Raw genomic sequence first — 23,845 nt, 5'->3', positions numbered from 1 at the left:
GCGATAAATGTACTTTTTTGGGGTTCCAATTTTAAAGGGGAGCTGCTTTACTTTCTAGATATAGTGCGTCGAACGCTTATTTTATAAGTGTACAATAATTTTTACATAAACTTTTTAGACGCCTATCTCTATGCATACACAACAAACTAATTTTGGAGAAAAAGCGTGGCTACAACTAATACAGCAGCACCACGTGATACGTGGGGGTCTAAACTAGGCTTCGTAATGGCAGCAGCGGGTTCCGCTGTCGGTTTAGGCAATATATGGAAATTCCCTTACACAGCAGGTGAGAGTGGCGGCGGTGCATTCGTTGCTATCTATCTTATCTTTGTAATTTTTATCGGCTTTAGCGTGATGCTGACAGAGTTCGCTATTGGTCGTAAGACAGGTCTTTCTGCCGTAGGTGCATTCAAAACAACTGACCGACGCTGGACGTTTACTGGCGTTATGGGAGTCTTCAGTGGTCTTTTGATCATGGGCTTCTACCCAGTGGTTGGTGGTTGGGCATTGGCCTACATCTTTAAAGTGGGCGGTGGTCTACTCAGCGCGCCAGAAGCAATTGGCGACAGCTTTGGCGGTTTCATCTCAGATCCGATTCAACCTTTGATGTGGATGGGTGTTTACCTGTTCCTTAATGTCATGATCGTGATGAAAGGGATTTCGGGTGGTATTGAGAAAGCCGGTAAGGTTCTGATGCCGCTTCTGTTCTTAATCCTAATCGTTGTTTCTGTTAAAGGCTTGATGCTGCCAGGTGCAATGGCTGGCCTTGAGTTCTTATTCATGCCGGACTTTTCTAAAGTCGACAGCAACGTAGTTCTTGCTGCACTAGGGCAGGCGTTCTTCTCACTTAGCTTAGGTATGGGTTGTATGATGACGTACGGTTCTTACCTGAAGAAGAAAGAGAACCTAGTTCAAACAACCGGTATGGTTACTGCGATGGATACAGGTGTCGCGATTCTTGCTGGTGTTGCTATGTTCCCAGCAATGTTTGCCTTTGGCATGGAGCCTGCAGCAGGCCCTGGTCTTGTATTCGTTGTCGTTCCTCAGCTATTTGCTGAAATGGGCGGTGTGATTGGGTTGCTATTCGCGTTGCTATTTTTCATCGGTTTGACGGTGGCGGCATTAACTTCTTCAGTATCACTATTGGAAGTTGTCGTGTCTTACCTAATTGACGAGAAAGGCATGAAGCGCTCTAACGCAGTTCTGTCTGCAAGCGCAGTTATGGCGGCATTATGTATTTTTGCGTCACTATCGTTAGGTGGAATGGGACCAACGCTGTTTGGTACCGGTGCCTTTGATATTTTCGACTTGCTAACGGACAAAATCTTCCTAGCGGTTGGTGGTATGTTGGTTTGTATCTTTGCTGGATGGCGCCTAAGCCGTGCTGAGCTAGAAAAAGAGATCACTAATGACGGCGAAGTATCCTTCCCGCTATTTGGATTGTGGTACAACCTAGTTAAATACCTGATTCCTGTTGCGATTGCTATTGTTGCCTTCATGGGGATTAAGTCTGGCTTTGATAGTGGCAAAGGTGAAATCATGCTGCTGGGTATCGCAATCATTGGTCTTGCTGGCATTTTCTCGAAGAAGCTTTAGCAAATACCTTGGGGGCAAGCCTCGATAGCTTTGTCCGATAACTTATGTATACTGCTGGCTCCAAACGTGGAGCCAGTTTTTTATGTTCGATATTCTACATACCCATCCCGATTTTCTGATCATCAATAAGCATCCCAACGTCTCTGTTCATAAAGACGATGGCGACACAATGCTGCTGCAAGAAGTTGCTAAGCAGAGTGGTGATCAGCAGCTCTATCTTATCCATCGCTTGGATAAAATGACATCGGGTATTCTGCTCCTCGGACGCAACGCCAAAGCGGCCAGTACGTTATCGCAAGCTTTTGCTGACCGCCAAGTGGAAAAGTTCTATCTGGCGATTGGCTCTAAAAAGCCGAAAAAGAAACAAGGTTTGGTCGTTGGTGATATGGAGCGTTCGCGCCGTTCATCATGGAAGCTGGTCAACAGCAAAAATAACCCAGCCGTCACCCAGTTTTTCTCTCTTGCGGCAGAGCCCGGAGAGCGTTTATTTTTATGTAAGCCGTACACTGGTAAAACGCATCAAATCCGCGTGGCATTAAAATCGGTTGGCTCAGGTATTGTTGGCGACCCGATTTACAATGCAGGCAATGAGGCTGATCGCGGTTATCTGCATGCATTTTCACTTTGCTTCCAATACCGAGATGAGCAATATCGCTTTGTTTGCGACCCACGAGAATACCAAGTGCTGGGTAACAAATGGCACAGTGAAATCGTCTCTCAGGGTTTGGATACTTGGCTTTCCCCTTGGGAACTGAACTGGCCTACGATCAAATAACCGTCACAAAGAAAACTAATAAGAGAACTCGATGCAAGCATCACAACTTCCGCTGTTTTTTCAGCATCTAGAAACCGAGCTCGCGCAAGCTCCGAACGAAATTCGTCGACTGTTTCATGGTCGTGGCCGTCGTTTTGAGGGCTTAGAGCAAATTACCTGTGATTGGTTACAAGGTCAGTTGATCATCAACTTGTTTAAAGAAGTCGACGACGCGTTTCTCGCTGAGCTGAAAAGCGGCCTCAATGCGTTGGCACTATCACCACTGTGGGCAGACAAGCAAGGTCGTACTATGGTTCTTCAGCACCGTTATGCCGATGGTGCGCCTTCAGAAGTGCTTGTCGGTGAATTAGACGCTCGCCCTGTCGTTGAAGAAAGTGGTTTGAAATACCAATTGGATATTGGCCGCAACCAAAACTTCGGTCTGTTTTTGGACATGCGCTACGGTCGTGATTGGGTACGCGAAAATGCGAAGTATAAAAACGTGCTTAACTTGTTTGCTTACACGTGTGGCTTTTCTGTCGCTGCCATTGCGGGTGGCGCAGATAAAGTGGTTAACGTCGACATGGCGAAAGCGTCGCTGTCTAAAGGTCGTGAGAACCACAAGCTAAATGGTCATAACATCAACCAGGTAAGCTTTATGGGGCACGATATCTTTAAATCTTGGGGTAAGATTAAGAAATCTGGTCAGTATGATTTGATCATTATCGATCCGCCTTCATTCCAGAAAGGCAGCTTTGCGCTGACTAAAGACTACAAAAAGATTCTACGTCGATTGCCGGATTTGTTGGCAGAAGGCGGTCAAGTGATGGCATGTGTGAACTCACCATCTGTGACAAGCGACTTCTTGATTGAAAGCATGAAAGAAGAAGCGCCAGAGTTGACATTCCGTGAGCGTCTGGATAACCCGCCAGAGTTTATGGACGTAGACAGCGAAGCAGCATTGAAAGTGTTGCTATTCAGCTAAAAAACTCTCTGTCGCAATAGAAGAAAAATTAAACAAAAAGCGCCGCGAAACATCTAAACAGACGTATCGCGGCGCTTTTTTGTATTTGGAAAACTAACCAATCTGCACTTCAAGATCCGCTTCGATGGTTGATGAGCAGGCGAGCACATAGCCTTGTTCAATTTCTTCTGGCGTTAATGTTTCTAGGCTGGTGGAAGAGATGCTGCCTTGACGAACCTTGCATTTGCACGAGCCACAAATGCCGCTACGACAAGCGACGATTAATGGTAAACCTGCGCCTTCAAGCACATCGGCCAGTACCTGACCTTTTTGCGCATCGATGGTTTGAGCAAAGTCAGGAACAGAAACACGAACAACTTCATCGGAGACCGATGTTTCTGCGCCAGTCGCTGGCGTAAAACTCTCTTGGTAGAAGTTCGTCATGTCAAAACCAAGGTCATTCAAATAGCCGTGAACATCTTGCATAAACTGGCTTGGACCACACAGGTAAACGGTGCGCTGTTTGAAATCAGGAACAAGCTCTTTAAGCCAGTCGGCATTCAAACGACCTTGTGGATGCGATGTTCCTTCGCGGTTTTTCAGCAACAACTTTAAATTGAAGTTGGGATATACGGCGTCTAACGTTTCTAGCTGATCGTAGTAAATCGTCTCTTCTGGGCTGCGTGCAATATGAAGAAATGCGATGTCCACATCGTTGTCGTTTTCATCTTGATTACTCAGCCAGTGCTTTGCCATCGAAAATACGGGCGTGACGCCGCAACCTGCACTGATAAGCAAGGCTTTTGTTTCGCCATCACGTAACACGGGTGGATGGTCGATGCAGTTAAATTCGCCTGCTGGTGGTAATGCTTGAACAGTATCACCGAGCAGCAGCGAGTCAACGATGTAGTTCGATACTTTACCGCCAGATACTCGTTTGATTGTGAGTTGAAGGTGATCGTCTTCATTGATCGAGCTGATTGAATAGGCACGAAACTCCATTTTTCCATCAATTTCGACGCCCAAGTTAATAAACTGGCCAGGCTTAAACTGAAACAGAAGTGATTCGGTTAGTTCGGCCAATTTGATGCTGACGGTGTCGTGTGTTTCGAAGTATTTGTCGATGCAACGGAGTGTGACGGGTTGGTTACCTTGCCATTCAAAAAACATAACAATCTCTTTGGTTGTGGCTATTTTTGGTTCGAAATAGATAGCGCCTCCGCGTAAGGAGGCGCGTAACAAGCAAGTTTATTAAGCTGCTAGGATGGCTTTTAGATCATCCTGAACATTGCCAATACTGCGCATATCGAACTTCTCTTGGATGATGGCGATTAGGTTTGGCGTTAGGAATGCTGGTGCAGTAGGGCCTGTGTAAATGCCTTTCACACCCAATGCAAATAGCGTTAGCAAGATAACGATCGCTTTTTGCTCGAACCAAGAAAGTACAAGCGTGAGTGGCAGTTCATTGATGTCACAGTCAAACTCTTTCGCCAGTGCAAGTGCAAGCTGGATTGCAGAGTAAGCATCGTTACATTGGCCCACATCCAATAGGCGAGGGATGCCGTTGATATCGCCGAACGTATTCTTGTTGAAGCGGAACTTACCACACGCCAACGTCAGGATTAGTGTGTCTTCTGGCGCTTCAGCCGTAAAATCGGTGTAGTAGCTGCGTTCCGCTTTATCACCATCACAACCGCCGACTAGGAAGAAGTGTTTGATGTTGCCTTGCTTCACTTGGTCGATAACCGCAGGGGCGGCGTTCATCAGTGCATTGCGACCAAAACCAACCGTGATGTGGTGTTCGATTTCATCGTGTTGGAAACCGTCTTGCGCTAGAGCACATTCAATCACTTGGCTAAAATCATCGCCTTCGATGTGAGCCACTCCAGGCCAGCCAACAATACTGCGGGTGAATAGACGGTCTGCGTATTGACCCACATTTGGATTCAACAAACAGTTTGACGTCATTACGATTGCGCCAGGGAAGTTTGCGAATTCTTTCTGCTGGTTTTGCCATGCGCTGCCGTAGTTACCGACAAGATGAGAGTATTTCTTCAGCTCAGGGTAGCCGTGTGCAGGCAGCATTTCACCATTGGTGTAAACGTTAATGCCTTTGCCTTCGGTCTGTTGCAGGATTTTTTCTAGGTCATGCAAATCATGGCCAGAAACAAGAATACATTTACCTTTTACTGGCTTGACGTTCACCGTGGTTGGTTCTGGATGGCCGAAGGTCGTTGTTTCACCTTGGTCGAGCATTTCCATCACTTTGTAGTTCATCAGGCCAATGCGCATTGAGCAATCAAGTAGTTCGCCAAGATCTTCAGGGTCTGTGCCCAACCACGCCATGATTTCATGGTATTCGGCATAGATATCGTTGTTGGTTTGCTCAAGAACACGTGCGTGCTCCATGTACGCGGCTGCACCTTTAAGTCCGTATAGGCAAAGTAGGCGTAGGCCAATAACATCTTCATGTACTTGGTCTTTACCACGGTTAACCGCGACTTGAGGAGCAAAAGCTAAGATCGCTTCTGCGCTGTTTGGTAGCTCGAAGTTGGCAACGGCAGGAATGTCAGTAAGGTTGGTGTTTGACAAAGTTGCAGCAGACATTACTTGCTCTTTTAGCAATGCTTTGTACGTTGCCGCTTGAGAAGTTAGCTCTAGGACACGTTCAGGGTCAAAGTTTACGTTCGTCAATGTAGAGAAAAATGCCTTTGGTGCCCATTGGTTGATTTCATCGTTAATGATGTTGAATTCAAGTGCTTTTGATGCCCAAAAAGAAACCCCTTGCAGTGTGTAAACCAACACGTCTTGAAGGTCAGATACTTCAGAAGTTTTACCACACATACCTTGTGCAAAAGAACAACCTTTAACAGCAGGGGTTTGAATTGTCTGTTCACATTGAATACAGAACATATTGGGTTCTCCAGTGATTGTTTTAATAGTCGTGATGTTGACCACTAGAGAGCAGAATGTGTGCCAATTATTATCTTGTTGATTTATATTGAATTTTATCAGATTTAGGAGAGTGGTTGATGTAATTAAGACAACGGGGTTGATGTCTTAATCACATCGACTTCTTGTGGTCGGTTATTTATTGATCCCGAGCTTTTTACCCATCCGATATAAGTTCCCGCGATCCATTTGTAAAAACTCCGCTGCTTTTGCCCAAACGCCACCAGTTTGGCTCAAAGCATGTTCAATTAAATCACGTTGATAGCTTTCTATTAGCTCTCGCATTGGTTGGCTTTCTTTAGGCAGATAATGCGATGTGTTTTTTACATCATCGAGAGCCAGTGAGGTGTCAAAATGGTTAAGCATGATCGTGCTTGCACCTTGTTGAATAGCGTGTAAAGCCGCGCGAGTTAAAGTGTGTTCGAGCTCGCGTACGTTTCCGTACCAAGGTAAAGACTCCAGTTGAGTCAACACTTTAGGGTGAACGTGAAGATTGGGCGCATTAAATTGTTGGCGTACCTTTTCTAACAGATATCCGGCTAAAACGGGAATATCACCGTCACGGGCACGAAGTGGGGGAACTTGGATTGGGAATACGTTTAAACGGTGGAAAAGGTCTGCTCGAAACGTGCCAGCTTCGACCTCTTTTTCTAATTGTCGATTGGTCGCGGCGATGATGCGCACATTGACCATCAAATGCTGATCGCTACCCACACGTTGCAGCTCGCCTTGCTGAATTACGCGCAGCAATTTTGCTTGCAAAATCATAGGCAGTTCGCCCACTTCATCAAGGAAAATCGTTCCACCGTCTGCCAGTTCAAACTTACCGGCACGGTGGCTATTAGCACCTGTAAATGCGCCTTTGACATGGCCAAACAGTTCACTCTCAGCCAGACCTTCAGGCAGGGCCGCACAGTTGACGTAAATCATCGGCTTATCGCTACGATGAGATTGCGCGTGTACCGAGTGCGCGACCAGTTCTTTACCAGTACCGGTCTCTCCTGTGATAAGTACTGCGTAATCTGATTGAGCAACAGTCGCAATGTTGTTTCGTAACTGGTTGATCTGTGGACTCAAACCCACCATTTCGCCATGTTGAGAACGGGCTTGCTGGATAAGGGTTTGAGTGACGCTTTTTTGCTTCTGGTTTTGCGCTTTGAGCGCTTTTAACTGAGCAATGTTACGCAATGTCGCAGCGGTCAAAGCCGCAAAGGTTTCGATAGCGACAGGATCGATGCCATCAAACGCGCCCACCGTTAGTGCATCCATCGTTAGTGCGCCAACAAGTTGGCCTTCGACATACAAGCTAAAGCCCATGCAATCGTGAACATCAATGCATTGGTCTTCAGTTAATAGTGTGCCGTCGAAAGGATCCGGCAGTGAACAATCGACATCGAAACGCACCGGTTCACCGCTATGAATAATGGCATCTAAGCGAGGGTGCGCCTTGGGGAAATAGCGACGACCTAAGACCGAGCTGGATAAGCCTTTTACCGCGACAGGAGTTAGAAAACCATCCTCATCGAAGATAAACAGGCAGCTCGCATCACATGGGAATACTTGCGCGACCCCATCAATGAGATTTTGATATTGCTGCTCGTGAGAGCGATTTGAGCTGAGGTTTAGCGCGATATTAAGGAGTACGTGGTCAACAGTCGGAGTCATAACAAGCCCAAAGTTATCTGGAATGGGCTCATGCTAGCAACTTGATGTCATTTGAACATCGAAAGGTGTGGGAGATTTATGTTCCATTGACGACGATCAAGTTTGATACGAAAAGAAACGCGCAAGTTAACAAGCCAGTGATGTAAGCTTGCGCGGGTTAGGTGTTTGAATTAAAGCAGGCCAAAGGTTTGGTTCGTCCGAATTAACGAGGAACGACTCTGGCGTCATTACCAGAAACATTGATTTGGACCGCTTGGCCTGGTTGGAAAATCATGTTTGGATTTGCTTCTTGAACAATAGAGATAATCTTTCCGTCCTCTAAACGAATGGTCAGATTCACGCCATTTCTTTTCGCGGTTGCTTCAGCCGCTTTGCTGCCTGCATAGCCACCCAATAGACCACCACCAATGGCAGCGATATCCGAGCCAGAACCGCCCCCAACTTTTGAGCCTAAGATCCCGCCCACGGCAGCACCAGCGATGGTGCCAATGGCATTGGATTGGGTAGAGGCATCAATGGTTACGGGTTCTACTTTTTCTACTGTGCCGTAGTAAACCTGCTGAACTTTGCGAGTGTCGGATGAGCCGTATGCATCTCCGTACGGGTTAGGTGAGCTACAGCCGCCAAGCACGAGCGCACAAGTAATGGTGAGCAACATGCCTAAATTGATCTGTTTTTTCATATAGCCTCCGAATGGTTTCTTCATTCAAAGAGTATATACCCCAATTTAACCTGCGTTTTGGTGCTTTATAAAACAGTGGCTTAACGGCCTGTCCCTTAAGGAAACGCGATTGTCTAAGCAGTATTAATGATCGTTAAGCGTATGAAACCCTGAATAAATACGTGTAAAAGTGGTAAACCAGCATGCCGCGCCAAAGATATACGCGATGACGGCAAAGTGTTGCGGTAGCAAACAAAATAAAACCAAACAGCCAATGGTTTCTGTACCTTCGGTTAAGCCGCTCATGTAGTAAAGCGATTTGTTTTTATATACCGGATTATCGATGCCTTGTTTTCCTGCCATGATGGCAAAAGCTAAAAAGCTACTACCAGTGCCGATGAAGGAAAAAATCAAAAATGCGCCTGCAACGGCATTGTGCTCTGGGTTGGCAAGCACAAAGCCAAAAGGAATCAACGAATAGAACAAAAAATCTAAGCTGATATCAAGAAAACCACCCGCATCGGTAATGCCTTGAATCCTTGCCAGTGCACCGTCTAACCCATCACAGATTCTGTTCAGCAAAATAAACAGCAACGCCAACAAGTACTGTTCGGTGATCAAAGCCGGCAGGGCAAAACAGCCAAGCACAAAACCAAATACTGTCGTCTGATTTGCGGTGATGCCACATTTATCGATATATGTCGCACTGAGTGCCAGCGGTTTGCGGATGAGCTTTATACTCAGGCTATCAAGCATGATTTGTCTCCCACGGCCAGTTTAGGCAGCGGCTGCCATCAGGAATATCATCTTCATCGTGCGTTACCATCAAAGTAGGGATGTTCGCTTGCTGCAATTGTTCGACCACCCAATTGCGAAATTGTACACGCAGGTCTTTATCCAACTTGCTATAGGGCTCATCAAGTAGCGCAACTTTCGGCTTTGCTAGCAGCATACGAGTCAATGAGATACGGGCGCGTTGCCCTCCCGAAATTTGGTCAGGAAAGGACTCTGCTAGTTTGGTCAATGAAATGTTCTTCAGTGCTTGCATGGCGTGAGCTTTACGCTCTTCACCTTTGATTGAGTTTGGTAGCGCGAAGGCAAGGTTCTCCCACACCGTTAAATGAGGGAAGAGCAAATCTTCTTGGAACAGAATACCGACCTGACGCTTATGGGCAGGGAGGGCATCCAACTTTTCGTTATCAAGCGTAATGGATCCAGAGTAGTTGAACTCGGCGGATAGGTGCCCGGCAATGGCATCCAACAAAGTGGATTTACCACAACCGCTAGGCCCCATCAGGGTAACGATTTCACCTTTTTCTACGGTCATATTGAACGCCGAGAAAAGCGCGTCGCCATTGGTTTTACGGATGGCGAGGTTTTCGAGACAAAGACTCATTCAGTAGTAAACCTTTTATAGACAAGCGGCGATACTTCCTGTGCAAGTGGCTAAGCAGTATCGCAAAAGAGAAGAACATGAATGGCAGCAGAGCTTGCCAAATGGCGTAAATAGCGGTGACACGTCGGTCAAAACCACTGGATAGTGCAACGGCTTCGGTTGTGATGGTGCTAATGCGCCCAGCCCCTAGAACTAATGTAGGTAGGTATTGCGCTAGGCTGACACTAATACCGACAGCCCACGCGAATGCAATCGCAGGCAGGAGGATTGGCAGTTTCACTTTTAACCAAGCTTGCATCGGTGTTTTACCCAAGCTGAGTGCGACGCGAGTTAAGCTGTTATCGAAGCTGCGCCACGGCCCGTCTAGCGAGAGGTAAATAAATGGGAATGCGAAGAACACATGCGCCCAGCATACCCAAAAGAAATACGCGTTACTGTTTAAGTACAGCGTCACTACTTGCATACCGAATAGCACCGATAATTGAGGAATCAGCATTGGGATGGCGATGATGTAACCGGGCACCTGCCAGCGATAACGAAGGCGATACTCATGTGCGATCAAGGCAAGGGCTAGAGCGACAGTCGCGCTGATAACGGCAATCAGCATGCTCTGTTCCAGCGTGCCAAGAATACTGTGCCATTCGTATTCCCAAAAACGCAGGCTGTAACGGCTTGGGAGCAAATCTGGAAAGCGCCAACGTTGAGCAAAGCTCCACACCACCATGAGTGGAATCATTAGAAGTGCGAGTAGGGTAATCAGTGAAAATAGGGTTTTACCGGGTAAACGAAAACCGTTTCGACCAGAGTACTGCCAGCGTTTGAAGCCTTTGGTAATACACCATTCCATTAAGCGTGCAAATCCAATCAAAAGGCTAGCGATCGCAAACAGTATTACTGCGCCAGCGGCAGCTCTTGGTAGGAGCGATAAATCTGGATCGTTAAACCATTGCCATACCAAAACCGCAAACGTGGGTGGGTTGGTAGGGCCAATAATCAGGGCGACATCGACAACGGACAAACTGTAAGCCAATACCGCCAGCATTGGGAAACGAAGTTTTGCTAACCATTGCGGAAATACGCATTTCCACCACGCTTGCGCGGAACTGTAGCCCATCGAGTGACTGACTTTTTCAACCTTATCGACTTTCAATTGCTGAAGGATCGGAATACTCATCAACAATAAAAACGGCACTTCTTTAATCGCAAGCATGATGATCAAACCGAGTGCATGTGGGTCCTTAATCAGCAATGCTAAGTCATTCACCGTTTGTGCATTCGGGTCGTAACCAAACAGTTGGTTGAGAACCCTAACGCCCATACCAGTTGGGGCAAACAAGAACGCAAAGCCAATCGCAAATGCTACGTGCGGCATGGCAAGAAGTGGCGAGAGGCTTACTTCAATTTTTCGCCAAAACTTGCTACCCCAAGAGGCTTGCAAAATCGCAAATGTGATCAAGCAAGCCAAGTAGCTACTGAAAATGGCAGAGTAGAAAGTAAGCCCGATGGATGTCCAAACACCCTCCCAATCAAAAACAGCGTTAAAGCCATCTAAAGAAAAGTGGTGCAAGCCGATAGGAGGCACATAACCGAGCGCAGAGACCACCACTCCAAGTAGTCCCGGAATGGTAGGCAAAATACAAACTGCGATAATGACTAAATACAGCGCTCTTAACATGGATTCTTACTAATTCCCGTAGCGTTTCAACCATTCTTTTTCTAACGCCGCTTGCCAACTTGGATGTGGCTCAGCGATAGATTTGAATTGTTGAGTGTTTTTGGCCGAACCAGTTAGGTATTGGTTGCTTAGCACCGAAGGGTCGCCCCAGATGTTTAGGTTACCTTTGCGAGACTGTGCTTCAGGGCTCAATAAAAAGTTTATCGCAACTTGTGCACCAGCACTGGCATTTGCGTTCCAAGGAATCGCTAAAAAGTGGATATTTGAGAGTGCTCCTGCATCCATTGCGTACGCTTTGGTGCTCTCTGCAAGATTACCGCTCGACTGCGCAGAGAAAACCGCGTTAGGGTTAAAGGTAATCGCCAGGTCAGTCTGACCATCATCTAGTAGCTGAAGGGTTTCTGCTGTACCGCCTGGAAACTGCTTACCACCGCGCCAAGCGACTTTATGGAACTCATCTAGATAAGACCACAGCGGTTGAGTGACTTGTTCAAACGTGTCATCGGTAACTGGTTGTTGCAGCTCAGGGGCGTTGTTAGACAGTTCAATGAGTAATGCTTTGATAAAGCTTGTGCCATGAAACTCTGGTGGTCGAGGGTAAGTCAGGCGATTCGGGAACGCTTTTGCATAGCTCAGCATTTCTGCGAATGATTTTGGAGGGTTATGGAGGGTTTGCTCGTCATGGATAAACACTAATTGTCCTACTCCCCAAGGTGCTTCTAGGCCTTCTGTTGGCTCGGAGAAGTCCACATCAATTGGTAGAGATTTATCCACATATTGCCAGCTTGGCAAACCTTCGACAAAAGGACCAAATAGCAATTGGTTATCCTTCATTGATTTGAAGTTTTCGCCATTGATCCAAACCATATCAACACTGCCACCGCTGTTTTTGCCTGCCGCTTTTTCTGCGATAAGTCGAGTAGTGGTCTCAGAAATATCAGTTACTTTAACGTGGTTTAGCGTCACGTTATAACGTGATTTTAGCTCTCTACTCGCCCACTGTATGTAGCGATTAATTTCTTGGCTTCCGCCCCAAGCATGAAAGTAGACGGATTGCCCGTCGGCTTGTTGTTCGATTTTTTGCCATTCGCTATTCACTGATGAATCGGCAAAAGAAGGTGTCGCAAAAGTCGTGGCTAAAATGCCAATGCTGCTGAGTAGCTTTTTCATATCTATTCCGTGTTATGTCTTTTGGTGCTTGCTTTCGTTTCTATTGATGTTTTCGCAAGTCGTTCCGCTCTGTTACAAGGATAGTAATTCATCTCTCTCTATTATCAATGCCAATCCCAAACGGAATCACTCATTGATTCAAAGAATTACTCTCAATGTGAAGCAAAACGAAGAAGGGACAAATTTGGTGTCATTTTAGGAGCGGACCGTTTGTTTGAGGATATTCTTTCAAGTAATTGAAAATTATTGTCCGCAGAGATATGAATAGGTTGTTTTACAGAGCAAAATTGATGTTTAAAGCATGGAATTGAGGGCGAAAAGAGAAAGAAAGTTGGCCATTTAAATGACTTTGGCATGCATGACTAACGATTCATCGATATAAAAAAAGCAGCCGTTTGGCTGCTTTAAGATACTATCTGGTTTACTTAGTTGGGATTAGTTTACCCAGTCACGTAGTGTAAACGTCAATTCGTGATCGGCACTTTTCAGAACAAGACCATCTTTAGTTAGCGTGATATCGCTCCAGTTAGATAGTGTTTGCGTCATTGCGTTTTCGATCTTCATTTGATCTTCCATACACATCTTCATGGTCATGCCCATTTTTTCGATGCGTAGTTGGTTGTTTTTCAGCTCGGCTTGACCGAAGAAGTTGTTACAACCTGCGTTGCCGTTTGCGGTTAGATTTTCACCGATTTCTAGGCGAGCCGCTTTTTGGTGTTCGTCTAGAACGATATTTTTGCCATCAACTTGAACAAGTTCCCAGTTGTGGTGCTGCAAATCTTGAGCCGTTATTTCTTTCACATCATCACCGTTGCTAGCACAAGCAGTCATAAGAACAGGGAGAGAGATTGCTGTAACTAACGTTTTTAGGCTAAGCTTCATTTTATAGACTCCGTTTTTATAAACGCGGTAAGTATAAGTAATAAAACACTGTTTTTGTCAGCATAAGGTTATGGTTTCGTATGTTTTTGACATAACGAAGTATATAGCAAGTTTTGTTGCTGACTAATCTTCTCATTATTTAAACTAGGCCAATACGCCCTAATATGGAAAGAGCGGTTTTAGTATGGAGCAACTGGAGTTTTTTACTGTCCCAAGCCCTTGTGTTGGAGTATGTACCTCCGATGAAAAAGGGTATTGCAAGGGGTGTATGAGAAAGAGAGAGGAAAGGTTTAATTGGCTTAACTTAACCCCCGCTCAGCAGTTGCACGTTATTAAGTTGTGTCGTCAAAGGTACAGAAGAAAGATGTTGGCAGGGAAGACGAAGCCAGAACAGCTTCAAGATGAGTCATCGCCTCAACAAGACTTATTCTAGAATTCTTGTTCAGTCTGTGGGGTTACGCCTTCGCTTTCGGTTCTGATTAGGCTTTTACATATTCCCGGTCCGGCAAGGTGTCCTTTAAGAACCGGGAATCTCCTATCCATTTTCCCTATAGAGCGGTAATTGGCGTTATTTCATCGACCAACGGTCGCTAACCCAGCCTCCCGCTTGTTCGTCGAAGTGATTTCCTGAAAATCGATGATTGAATTCAACATCTAATTTACTTGTTGGGCGTTCATCCATCAGTTGATGAATATATCTCGCCATAGGATCCGTACAAGCTTCACGCTCTCTACGGGTAACTACTTCTTTGATCATTTGGAGTCTGTAGCTATTGCTGGCTCGTTTCATTTTTGACCTCCAGAACTCGATGGCAGCAGTTTGAATACATTGACGTCCAGATCGCTGCTCATTAGTGTGCGCGTGGAGGCACATCACCATCGTTTGAAGTCCAAAGACAAATTGTTTGAGAGCAGTGTTTGTAACGCCATTCACATCTTTCTCAGAATCATTGACTATGCGATTAAAAATGTTTCGCGAAATTTAGCCGATGAACCTGCATATTTAAAAGACCTTATCAAACATAGAAGCCCAATACAGGGGCGTCAATAACACAAATGAACAATTTTTGAACATATTGTGAAGGTGGAGAGTTTTCAGTAATTTATCGAAAATAAAAAACCGAAGCACAAAGCTTCGGTTTTGAGGAAAGCCCTGACGAAATTGCTTGTAAAAGCTCTTAGCGCCAGGGGTAAGGTGTTGAGTATTAGCTACCAGTTGCAGGACAACCTTTTACTGGTTGGCCATTACTGAAGTACTTGATGTTCTCTAAGTTCTTGTTGTAGTTATCCGCAGAGATTTGTGGGTTGTTTACGAAGAACTCGCGCAAAACGTATGCATCGGTTAGCTGTGTAGATTGAACATCGATGATTGGATAGTTATCGCCACCAGCAGCACTGAAGCTGATTACAGAGAATGTGTACGTTGCGTCTAGATCGAAGCCTTTATTGTTAATATCGGTAATGGTTACTGAGCCAGCATCACAATTTACATCTAAAGTGATGTTATCTAGTTGAGCGTAAGCACCAGAGCCTGCAGATTTCGTCGCAACCACGTCTAGGTATTCTTTAACTTCTTTACCTGTCATAGTTGCTTTAGTCACGAAGTTACCAAATGGCTGAACCGTTAGTACGTCACGGTAAGTGATATCACCATCTTGGATTGAATCACGCACGCCGCCAGAGTTCATCACACCAAAGTCAGCATTTACCGTTTTGTAAGTACGGTATGCCTCGCCGAGTAGGTGACCTAGGTTAGTTTGTTGAGAGCGAACTACGTTACGATCACCTTCTAACTTACCCGTCGTATTAGAAATCTTCTCATCTAATAACTCTTGACCTTGTTGTTGGTATGGCAGTAGTAACGCTTTTACCGTTGCATCTTGTTGAATTCGTTCACCGATAACTTCATCGTTTTCGTCTAGAAGGTTTACAGGAATCAGTGCGTAATTCGCTAAATGAAGCTTGCCGTCGTAGTATTCGAAGTCAGCACGACCCACATATTTACCCCACTCATGCGCTTGCATAATCCAAGTGCCTTTTTGTTGGTCTGGGGCACAATCATCCCCAGGTTTGAAATCAGCATACTCATTGGTACCTGGTTCCATACATACAGGGTTTTGTGAGTGACCACCGATGATAGCGTTTAGCTGTCCTTCTTCAAGAGAGCGAGCGAGTTTAACGTCACCTGGTGCTTCACTACCGTTTTTGCCATCTTCGTAGTGACCCATGTGCGTTGTTGCAAATACTAGGTCTACCTTTTCGTTCTCTTCGATTTCCTTCAGTACCTTTTTGATTTCTACTTGAGGGTCTTCGAAGTGGATGTTTGATACGTTGTCTGGATTGACTAGCTTCGCAGTGTCTTGCGTTGTTAGACCAATAACAGCGATCTTAAGGCCGTTGATAGTAAATACTTTGTAAGGGTCGAAGTAACGCTCGTTTGTATCTTTTTTATAGATATTCGCAGCCAGCATAGGGAAGTCAGCTAGCTCGGCTTGCATATCGAGAATATCTAGTGAGTTATCAAATTCGTGGTTACCGACAGCCATTGCATCGTAACCAAGTAGGTTCATCCCTACGAAGTCTGGAACCGCATCTTGCATGTCTGATTCTGGTACACCGGTATTAATATCACCGCCAGATAGCAGAATGGTTTCACCGCCTTTTGCTTCGACTTCTGCGCGGATAGATTCGATTAAAGTGTGACGCGCAGCCATGCCGTATTCGCCGTCGCTGTTATGCCAAAAGCGACCATGGTTATCGTTAGTGTGGAGAACGGTGAACTTAGTACAAGAATCTGCAGTCTCGCAGGTTACTGGAGAATTGTCGCTGTCTGAGCCGCATCCTGCTAGCGCAGCGCCCACTGCCACTACCAAAAGAGATTTGGAAAACTTCATAAGGGATCCTTTCTTTGTGATTTTGTTATTGTTACGGCGTGAAATATACGGAATTAATGTGAAACTTTAGTGATCTATCTCTTATTTATACTTCTATCGGAGAAATGAATTAATAAGCCTGCAAACTACGTCTATAAATAAACAGAATTGGTATTTAGTATTTATTTTATATAGCTAGCTCTATTTTTTGTGAGGTAGTTAATTGAATGTGTGTTGTTTGTGTGAATCAATGCGCATTTTTGCGAAGTATTACGCTGATTTTGGTGATAATTTTGCCAAGTTTATGTTTTCCCTAATAGGTATGACACAAATCGTTATAAATTTTCGCTCTAATGATGAGGGGTTCGGTTTGTATGCATAATGAACAGCACAGAACTTAAACTCATTTGATCATGGCTTTATTCTGCCTAACTCTATCAAAAATTGTATTTATCTCTTTACTATAATTGCGATCGTTTAGAAACCTTATGCTTTAGGCATCGTTTATTTATCCTCATCGATACCTTATCGTGCTTATTCCGCATTTGACACTCGAGTGTTTAAACAAATAGATTCAACCTAATGAGTCAAAATGAAAAGTAAATAATGGATCGTTCTTCTTCGAATATTATGATGTGAACTATCATTTAATTAATGAAAATGAAATGGATTAATGTAAAGCGTTGCGACTGTAGCTGTTATCTTTGAGCTTTGGTTTAAAGGGTAGGGTTAAAAGAATTTGTAAGTGGTGAACGCTAATAAAGGATGCTTATGAGATACACAGTAAGGGACGCACTCAAAAAGGAAGCAGCCCAAATCGCCAAGATACACGTTGACTCTTGGCAGGTGGCGTATAAAGGATTAATGCCAAAGAGCTACATAGAGCAGTTTACGATTGAGCGTCGAGAAAGGATGTGGGCACGAGTGATGACGGAGCAACTGGCCCAATTGATCGTAGTTGAGAGGCAAGGAGAAATTGTTGGCTTTTTAAGTTACGAGTTACCTAACCACACCAGCGAAGATAAAACGGCATTAGTGACATGTTGCTACGTTACGCCGCTACATTATGGGCAAGGAGCAGGAAGTGCACTGTTAGATGAGTTAGAGACACGTTTGCTCTCTACGTCAGTTATGCAGATCAGTTTGAAAGCACTGGATACTAATCAACAGGGGCTTAACTTTTACAAGAAGTGTGGTTTTGTGCGTACTGGAGAGGAAGAGTCGGAAGTGATTGAGAGTATGAGGCTGACCGATCTCACTTTAGTGAAGTATATTGCCCGTTCATAAATCAAATGCTATATGCCAAACATAGTAAAACCCCGGAGGTGGTAAGACTCCGGGGTTTTGAAATTTTGTAGATGTCTCGGTTGGTAAATCCGATTATCTTTTATGCAAAAGGTTTGGATTTAATCCGATTAATTCCTTGGTAGGGAATTAGATACGGATGAAGTCCATGTGTTCAACTTTTGGCTTGAACGCGTGACGTTGAACGTCTTGTGGCTTAACTTTAACTTCTTTGCCATCGATAACTAGAACGATGCCTTCGTAGAATTCAGGCTTGTCCATTTGGTTTACGATGTCGTCGTGGTTAAGAACGATAGCTACTGCTGCTTCTTCACCGCCGTATACAACTGCAGGGAATTTGCCAGCGTGACGTAGGCGGCGGCTCGCACCTTTACCTAGTTCAGTACGTACTACTGCTTCGAATTTCATAGTATTTACTCTCAAATTAGTAAAAATCAAATGTTCACAATCAACAATGCGACCTTGTTGTTCGTGGTAAAGCTTGAAACAGGAACTGTTCAAGCGAGCGCGGATACTATCATTCCACTTATAAATGGGCAACCCAAATCGTATCCAAATCAACAAAAAGGTATGATTTAGCGGGGTGGAAGGCTATCCCTTTTAACGCTTTGCTTGGATTTTGTTCACATCGACTTCATTTTCATCGGTTTACTGATCATGGTCCGAAAAACAAAGTTTATGTGTTATATGCTTTATGTTCGGCTGAGATGTAAGACTAAAGATGCTTTTAATCCACCTAAAGCGCTTGTATCCAATGTTAATTGACCTCGGTAACTGTGTGCCATTTCACTGACTATGTTTAGACCAAGACCTGAGCCAGGGGTTGTTTCATCCAATCTAACTCCTCTCTTGATTACTTGACTCAGTTTCTCTTTAGGGATGCCTGGCCCATCATCTTCAATAATGATGTGTATATTTTCCTTATCCTGAGAGGAGTGCACACGAATCATGCTGTTGGCCCACTTATAGCCATTTTCTAGCAAGTTACCTAGCATTTCATCGAGATCGGTCTGCTCTACTGCTACATTCAGCTCTGAATCAAGTTCATTAATTAAGGTAATGCTTCGGCTCGCATACACTTTATCAAACGCCATTGAGATAGCATCCACACGATCTGCTGGGTTCGACTTCACTGATAATATGTTCATCGATCCGGCCATACGGGCACGACCCAAATGGTAATCGATATGGTCTTGTATTTGATTGATTGGAGCTCGGAGACGGGATTGTGCCTCAGGTTCTAACGTCTGAACTTCATTTTTTAGAACAGAAAGTGGCGTTTTAAGTGCATGAGATAGGTTACCTGCATGATTGCGAGCTCTCTCTAGTAATTCTTGGTAATGGAACAGCAGAGCGTTGAGGTCGAAGATTAGAGGAGAAATCTCTTTTGGGTAGGTTTCTTCTAGACTCTTTTTATTACCAGACTTCAGCTCGGCTAATTCTTTTTGTAGCTTTGTAAGCGGACTCAATGACCAAGCAATTTGCAGTAAAATGACGGTAAGTACGCCCGCGAATAATAAACCCAAAATAAGCCAAAGTTGGCCGATTAACGTTTGAAGGGTATTTTTAATGGGCTCTTCGTCAATACCAATAATAATGTGAATAGGACCATCGTAATCAGGAAGATACAGCGCTTTTTCTAGCGTAATTAGTTTTTCGCCTCTTGCTCCATACGCATCTTTATCCAAACCTTTGTATTCGATTTTTTTGTCCCACAACGAACGAGAACGTTCGAGGCTTGCCTCTGTAGAGGCGCTCCAATACAAACCACTGTAAGGTCGGTTAAATCGAGGGTCTGATAGCTGAGCTGCGAGTGAAAGATGCCCGGTGTTATCGACTTCTAACTGTGCGGCGACTTCATCCATAAAAATGCTGAGCTGTGAGCGAGTGTCATCAACCATATAGTTATAGACCTGCGTCGGTATCGTCACACCAGCGGCGAGGATCATTGCCGTTAACCAAACGATCGCCGCTAAAACGAGGCGACTTTTGATACTCAGTCGTTTTATTGCGTTCAACGGTAGCCTGTTTCTATTCGGCATTTAATTGGTATCCCAACCCTCGGACAGTTTTGATGATCTTTGGTGCGATTTTTTTGCGAATTCGGCCGATAAAAACTTCGATTGTGTTGGAGTCACGATCAAAGTCTTGTTTGTAAATGTGCTCGACGAGTTCGGTTCGAGAAATCACTTTTTCCGGGTTATGCATAAAGTAAGCGACCACTTTATACTCTAGCGCCGTCAAGCTTACCGCTTGCCCTTGCCACATGACTTTAGAAGTGCGTGTATCCAAGCTCAAGTCGCCAATTTGCATCACAGGAGAGGCATTACCAGAGGCTCTTCGTAGCTGTGCACGAATACGAGCGATAAGCTCAACCATTTCAAATGGTTTAGTTAGGTAATCGTCTGCACCTGCGTTTAAGCCTTCAACTCGCTGCGTTAGGGTGTCGCGAGCGCTTAGAATCACGACAGGAGTATTAATGTTTTCATCTCGGATGCCTTTTAGGACGGTAAGACCATCCAGTTTTGGCAAGCCGAGGTCAAGAACAATGGCGTCCCATTCTTCCGAAGTCGCGCGATACAGAGCGTCTATGCCATCTTGGGACAGTTCTGGTACCCAGCCGGTACTTTCTAATGTTTCGATGATTTGCTCGCCTAAACGAGGATCATCTTCAACAACAAGTATTTTCATATTGATGATTCTTATTATGTTTGGATTTTTATCGAAGTAAGCTACGCATCGCGTCTGGATTACGCATTAGACAAGTTTAGTTGTTTTGCGGCTTTAACGCTTTGTTAAAGCTGCGACCTTTGATCTCAAGCATTTCCAGCGTGGCGGCGTCGTACTCAACTTTCAGGACGCTATTGTTGTACAGAATTTTCAATTCATACACCCAAGCATCATCATCTTCTTCAAGCTCGACCTTGATGATGCGGCCGTATAGGTCGTTTTCTACTGCGGCGTAAAGTTCCGAAAATGGTCGTATATATCCTTGTTGAACCGCGCGATAGACCTCATCTTGATCTTCATCGAATTCGATGCGTGTTCCTGGCTTTTCGACATCTTGCACGATGGCGTGGCCATTTTGTGATGTGTACTCGTTGCCATGCTTGGCAAAACTTGGTGCACACATGAATGTCGTGATAAGGCCGAAAAGTAACGCAGAATGTAGAGAAGTCGTTGCTTTATACATAGTCAAACCTTTTCTGGAGCGTTAGCCGCAGTATATCGGATATAGATGAACAGAGAGTGAATCAGCTAATTGAGTTTTGCCATGTGTTGTCGATGTTATTTCAACTCATCTTCAAAAATCTTATCCCGCAGCTTCCAAAAGCGACCAGATTTTCTAGCAATAACAAACTGAGGCAAACGGAAACGATGTTGATTAGCTACAACGCGTGTCGGTGAAGCCTCTTCAAAAGGGCGATGCTTGTCTGCTAAGTGGGGGCGTACGAACTGATCTTTAAACGTTTGTTTTTGTTTTTTGGTACTCAATGACCAAAACTCATGAACTAACGCATTGCCTTCGCCTTGGTATGGTTCACCAGAATACGTCACCTTTAGCTGAGATTTACCATCACTGGACTTAAATACAGATAGGTCCATTTCTGTGCATTCAAAGATTAATGCATCTTTGAGATTAAGGGCTTCTTTTAGCTTTTTATCTGGGTCAACGAGCGTCGCGTCACACTCATGACAAATTCGTGCAGCAATATCGTTGTCCGCACCACATTCACCACAGTATTTGGCACGAAAACGGTAGCCACAGTGTTCACGTTCGCCTGTGTCTTCATCTTCAAAGTAACCTTGGCAACGTCTGCCAAAGTGTTCAACCAAGAAACCGTTACTATCCAACTTACCCCAGAAGTTGTTATTGAATCCGCAAGCCGGGCAAGGAATCGTGATAATTTCACTGTCAGAGTCTGGTTTGGGATCACCGACTTCTGGTTGGTATAAATCGTAGCTGTTGCCTGCGTAATCAAGCACTAAACATTCTGATTTTCCGTCTGATAAGCGTAATCCTCGTCCTACTATCTGTTGGTACAGACTGACTGACTCTGTTGGTCGCAAAATCGCGATTAAATCGACATGCGGCGCATCAAACCCGGTTGTCAGTACCGAAACATTGACTAAGTATTTTATTTGACGATTCTTGAACGCTTGGATGATCGCATCGCGCTCCGGCGTAGGTGTATCACCAATGACGATTTCAGTTTCGCCTTCTGGCAATAGACTGTGGATCTCCTGTGCGTGTCGAACAGTTGCAGCGAAGATCATGACCCCTTGGCGCTCTTTCGCATATTGCATGATTTGCTCAACAATTTGTGGAGTCGCACGTTTGGCTTTATCGATCACCATGTCCATTTCTGCTTCTTTGTAGCGTCCGGTGTTAGCGGGCTTCAGCTGAGAGAAGTCGTAAGACAAAACGGGCGCATCCATCATGCGGGCTGGAGTGAGGAAGTTTTCGTTGAGCAAGTAACGGATCGGCAGTTCGAAAATACAATCGCGGAAGAATCGAGGCTCTTCGGTTCGCACTTGACCTCGGGTATGATACTGATAAATCCAGCCCATTCCTAAACGATAGGGCGTTGCAGTTAATCCCAGCACCTTAATGCCAGGGTTCAGTTCTCGTAAGTGAGTAATAACTTTTTGGTAGCTGCTGTTTTTGTCATCTGGCACACGATGGCACTCATCAATAACGAGCAGAGAAAACTGGTTTTTGAACGAATCTAAGTTACGTACGACCGATTGAACCGAAGCAAACACGACTTGCTGGTCAGTTTCTTTTCGTCCCAATCCTGCTGAGAAGATAGAACCTTTTAAACCATAACCTTCATACTTCGCGTGGTTTTGCTCGACCAGTTCTTTTACGTGGGCGAGGACTAACACTCGTCCTTTCGCAAGGCGAGCAAGTTCTGCGATCACCAAGCTTTTTCCTGCACCGGTTGGCAGCACGATCACTGCTGGTGTCGAGTGTTTACGAAAGTAATGAATAACGGCTTTAACCGAGTCGGCTTGATAAGGACGAAGTGTGTACATGAAAATATGTGAAATTGCTCAACTATTCGAACGAGGAACGCTATAATACCTGACTTTTATACCCAAGTGACCTTTAAACCAAGATTTAGAGATCACTTGGGTATAATTCAATGAGGTATTCATGCGTTTAGATAAATATTTGTGTGACGCTCTGGGTGCAACACGCAAACAGGCAACAAAGATCATCAAAAGTGGAGACATCACCGTTGACGGTGAGGTTCAAAAAAGTGGTGCATTTAAAGTACCTAAAGGTGCGGAAGTGATGTGGGAAGACCGTGTTATTGGTGCTCCTGGTCCTCGTTACATTATGTTGTATAAGCCTGCTGACTTTGTTTGTTCACATGAAGATGGCTACAACCAAACTGCATTCGCATTGCTTGATGAGCCTAAAATTGAAAACCTTCACTTTGCGGGCCGATTAGATGTCGACACAACTGGTTTAGTATTGATTACGGATGATGGTAAGTGGTCTCATCGTATTACCTCACCTAAGCATAAGTGTGAGAAAACGTACCGTGTTTGGCTCGTCGATGCTATTCAGCCAGATTACGAGGAAAAGCTCGAACAAGGCATCATTTTGCGCAATGAATCAGAAGCAACATTGCCTGCTCGTTTGGAAATCGTGAACGAGGCTGAGAATGAAGTATTGTTAACTATCGTGGAAGGTAAGTATCACCAAGTGAAACGTATGTTCGCGGCGTTAGGAAATAAAGTTGAGTACTTACATCGTGAGCGTATTGGTTCTATCGAACTTGATGAGGCACTAGAACCAGGTGATTATCGCTACCTCACGCAAGAAGAAATTGATTCTATTTGGAATTAATTGTCGGCATGGGAAATTCTTTAGTTCCTAATAGGAACTAGCCTTTTGGTAGGAATTGGCTCAAAATAAATTTTCCTACCAAAATTAGT

Annotated in this window: 22 protein-coding genes; 6 read left to right on the top strand and 16 right to left on the bottom strand. The window is 44.8% G+C overall.

All coding sequences use genetic code 11. The annotated features are described in order from the left end of the window. Positions 1-225: 225 nt before the first annotated feature. From R7E51_RS03500 to R7E51_RS03490, 3 genes are all read left to right on the top strand, one after another. On the top strand, positions 226-1,596 hold the full coding sequence (locus R7E51_RS03500; protein ID WP_042522154.1) for a sodium-dependent transporter: 1,371 nt from the start codon (positions 226-228) through the stop codon (positions 1,594-1,596). Positions 1,597-1,678: 82 nt separating this feature from the next. Continuing rightward, positions 1,679-2,371 carry a TIGR01621 family pseudouridine synthase gene (locus R7E51_RS03495; RefSeq protein ID WP_206957359.1) on the top strand — a complete coding sequence of 231 codons (693 nt, stop codon included), beginning with the start codon at positions 1,679-1,681 and terminating at the stop codon, positions 2,369-2,371. A 31-nt stretch (positions 2,372-2,402) separates the two neighbouring features. Then, positions 2,403-3,335 carry a class I SAM-dependent methyltransferase gene (locus tag R7E51_RS03490; RefSeq protein WP_206957357.1) on the top strand — a complete coding sequence of 311 codons (933 nt, stop codon included), beginning with the start codon at positions 2,403-2,405 and terminating at the stop codon, positions 3,333-3,335. Between the two features lie 93 nt (positions 3,336-3,428). On the opposite strand, the gene R7E51_RS03485 is transcribed toward R7E51_RS03490, so the two are convergent. The 9 genes from R7E51_RS03485 to R7E51_RS03445 form a co-directional block, all read right to left on the bottom strand. Then, the gene (locus tag R7E51_RS03485; RefSeq protein WP_005386701.1) at positions 3,429-4,484 is read right to left on the bottom strand and encodes a hybrid-cluster NAD(P)-dependent oxidoreductase; all 1,056 of its coding nucleotides are present in this window, start codon (positions 4,482-4,484) and stop codon (positions 3,429-3,431) included. Positions 4,485-4,565: 81 nt separating this feature from the next. Beyond that, positions 4,566-6,227, bottom strand: a complete 1,662-nt coding sequence (gene hcp, locus R7E51_RS03480; protein ID WP_170890561.1) for a hydroxylamine reductase — start codon at positions 6,225-6,227, stop codon at positions 4,566-4,568. Positions 6,228-6,401: 174 nt separating this feature from the next. After that, positions 6,402-7,931 (bottom strand): nitric oxide reductase transcriptional regulator NorR, encoded by a 1,530-nt coding sequence (norR, locus tag R7E51_RS03475; protein ID WP_206957355.1) that lies wholly within the window; start codon positions 7,929-7,931, stop codon positions 6,402-6,404. Positions 7,932-8,133: 202 nt separating this feature from the next. Beyond that, complete coding sequence (locus R7E51_RS03470) at positions 8,134-8,613, bottom strand: glycine zipper 2TM domain-containing protein (protein ID WP_005386695.1); 480 nt, start codon at positions 8,611-8,613, stop codon at positions 8,134-8,136. A 123-nt stretch (positions 8,614-8,736) separates the two neighbouring features. Further along, complete coding sequence (locus tag R7E51_RS03465) at positions 8,737-9,348, bottom strand: CDP-alcohol phosphatidyltransferase family protein (protein ID WP_047100743.1); 612 nt, start codon at positions 9,346-9,348, stop codon at positions 8,737-8,739. Then, positions 9,341-9,988, bottom strand: coding sequence for an ATP-binding cassette domain-containing protein (locus R7E51_RS03460; protein ID WP_042522013.1), 648 nt, complete (start codon positions 9,986-9,988; stop codon positions 9,341-9,343). The genes R7E51_RS03465 and R7E51_RS03460 overlap by 8 nt, the downstream gene beginning before the upstream one ends. Further along, the gene (locus R7E51_RS03455) at positions 9,954-11,663 is read right to left on the bottom strand and encodes an ABC transporter permease (RefSeq protein ID WP_064376432.1); all 1,710 of its coding nucleotides are present in this window, start codon (positions 11,661-11,663) and stop codon (positions 9,954-9,956) included. Before R7E51_RS03455 ends, R7E51_RS03460 begins: the two co-directional genes overlap by 35 nt. A 9-nt stretch (positions 11,664-11,672) precedes the next feature. Then, on the bottom strand, positions 11,673-12,833 hold the full coding sequence (locus R7E51_RS03450; protein WP_042522009.1) for an ABC transporter substrate-binding protein: 1,161 nt from the start codon (positions 12,831-12,833) through the stop codon (positions 11,673-11,675). A 435-nt stretch (positions 12,834-13,268) separates the two neighbouring features. Further along, the gene (locus tag R7E51_RS03445; RefSeq protein WP_005378077.1) at positions 13,269-13,715 is read right to left on the bottom strand and encodes an META domain-containing protein; all 447 of its coding nucleotides are present in this window, start codon (positions 13,713-13,715) and stop codon (positions 13,269-13,271) included. 184 nt (positions 13,716-13,899) lie between these two features. Here R7E51_RS03445 and R7E51_RS03440 point away from each other — a divergent pair, with 184 nt between their 5' ends. Beyond that, positions 13,900-14,148 carry a DUF1289 domain-containing protein gene (locus R7E51_RS03440; RefSeq protein ID WP_005378062.1) on the top strand — a complete coding sequence of 83 codons (249 nt, stop codon included), beginning with the start codon at positions 13,900-13,902 and terminating at the stop codon, positions 14,146-14,148. 135 nt (positions 14,149-14,283) lie between these two features. On the opposite strand, the gene R7E51_RS03435 is transcribed toward R7E51_RS03440, so the two are convergent. Further along, a complete protein-coding gene (locus R7E51_RS03435) occupies positions 14,284-14,505 on the bottom strand; it encodes a hypothetical protein (RefSeq protein ID WP_005386686.1) in 222 nt (73 codons plus the stop codon). A gap of 415 nt (positions 14,506-14,920) precedes the next feature. Beyond that, on the bottom strand, positions 14,921-16,609 hold the full coding sequence (gene ushA / locus R7E51_RS03430; RefSeq protein WP_005378064.1) for a bifunctional UDP-sugar hydrolase/5'-nucleotidase UshA: 1,689 nt from the start codon (positions 16,607-16,609) through the stop codon (positions 14,921-14,923). Between the two features lie 750 nt (positions 16,610-17,359). Between ushA and R7E51_RS03425 the strand changes: the two genes are divergently transcribed. Next, the gene (locus R7E51_RS03425; protein WP_206957353.1) at positions 17,360-17,875 is read left to right on the top strand and encodes a GNAT family N-acetyltransferase; all 516 of its coding nucleotides are present in this window, start codon (positions 17,360-17,362) and stop codon (positions 17,873-17,875) included. 147 nt (positions 17,876-18,022) lie between these two features. On the opposite strand, the gene rplY is transcribed toward R7E51_RS03425, so the two are convergent. From rplY to R7E51_RS03400, 5 genes are all read right to left on the bottom strand, one after another. Further along, positions 18,023-18,301, bottom strand: coding sequence for a 50S ribosomal protein L25 (rplY, locus tag R7E51_RS03420; RefSeq protein ID WP_005378066.1), 279 nt, complete (start codon positions 18,299-18,301; stop codon positions 18,023-18,025). A 284-nt stretch (positions 18,302-18,585) separates the two neighbouring features. Further along, entirely contained in the window at positions 18,586-19,935 is a 1,350-nt protein-coding gene (locus R7E51_RS03415; RefSeq protein WP_005378071.1) for an ATP-binding protein, read from the bottom strand. Further along, positions 19,925-20,584, bottom strand: coding sequence for a response regulator transcription factor (locus tag R7E51_RS03410; protein ID WP_005378073.1), 660 nt, complete (start codon positions 20,582-20,584; stop codon positions 19,925-19,927). The genes R7E51_RS03415 and R7E51_RS03410 overlap by 11 nt, the downstream gene beginning before the upstream one ends. A 76-nt stretch (positions 20,585-20,660) precedes the next feature. Next, positions 20,661-21,026 (bottom strand): PepSY domain-containing protein, encoded by a 366-nt coding sequence (locus R7E51_RS03405; protein ID WP_372008595.1) that lies wholly within the window; start codon positions 21,024-21,026, stop codon positions 20,661-20,663. Positions 21,027-21,181: 155 nt separating this feature from the next. Continuing rightward, a complete protein-coding gene (locus R7E51_RS03400) occupies positions 21,182-22,933 on the bottom strand; it encodes a DEAD/DEAH box helicase (protein ID WP_206957351.1) in 1,752 nt (583 codons plus the stop codon). Between the two features lie 121 nt (positions 22,934-23,054). Between R7E51_RS03400 and rsuA the strand changes: the two genes are divergently transcribed. After that, positions 23,055-23,756 carry a 16S rRNA pseudouridine(516) synthase RsuA gene (gene rsuA, locus R7E51_RS03395; RefSeq protein ID WP_017820850.1) on the top strand — a complete coding sequence of 234 codons (702 nt, stop codon included), beginning with the start codon at positions 23,055-23,057 and terminating at the stop codon, positions 23,754-23,756. The last annotated feature ends 89 nt before the right edge of the window (positions 23,757-23,845 follow it).

Source organism: Vibrio sp. Vb1166, assembly GCF_033338695.1.
GTDB classification, from domain to species: domain Bacteria; phylum Pseudomonadota; class Gammaproteobacteria; order Enterobacterales; family Vibrionaceae; genus Vibrio; species Vibrio alginolyticus.
Note: the sequence above shows the minus strand (reverse complement) of the source record. Positions and strands in the feature narration are given on the sequence as shown.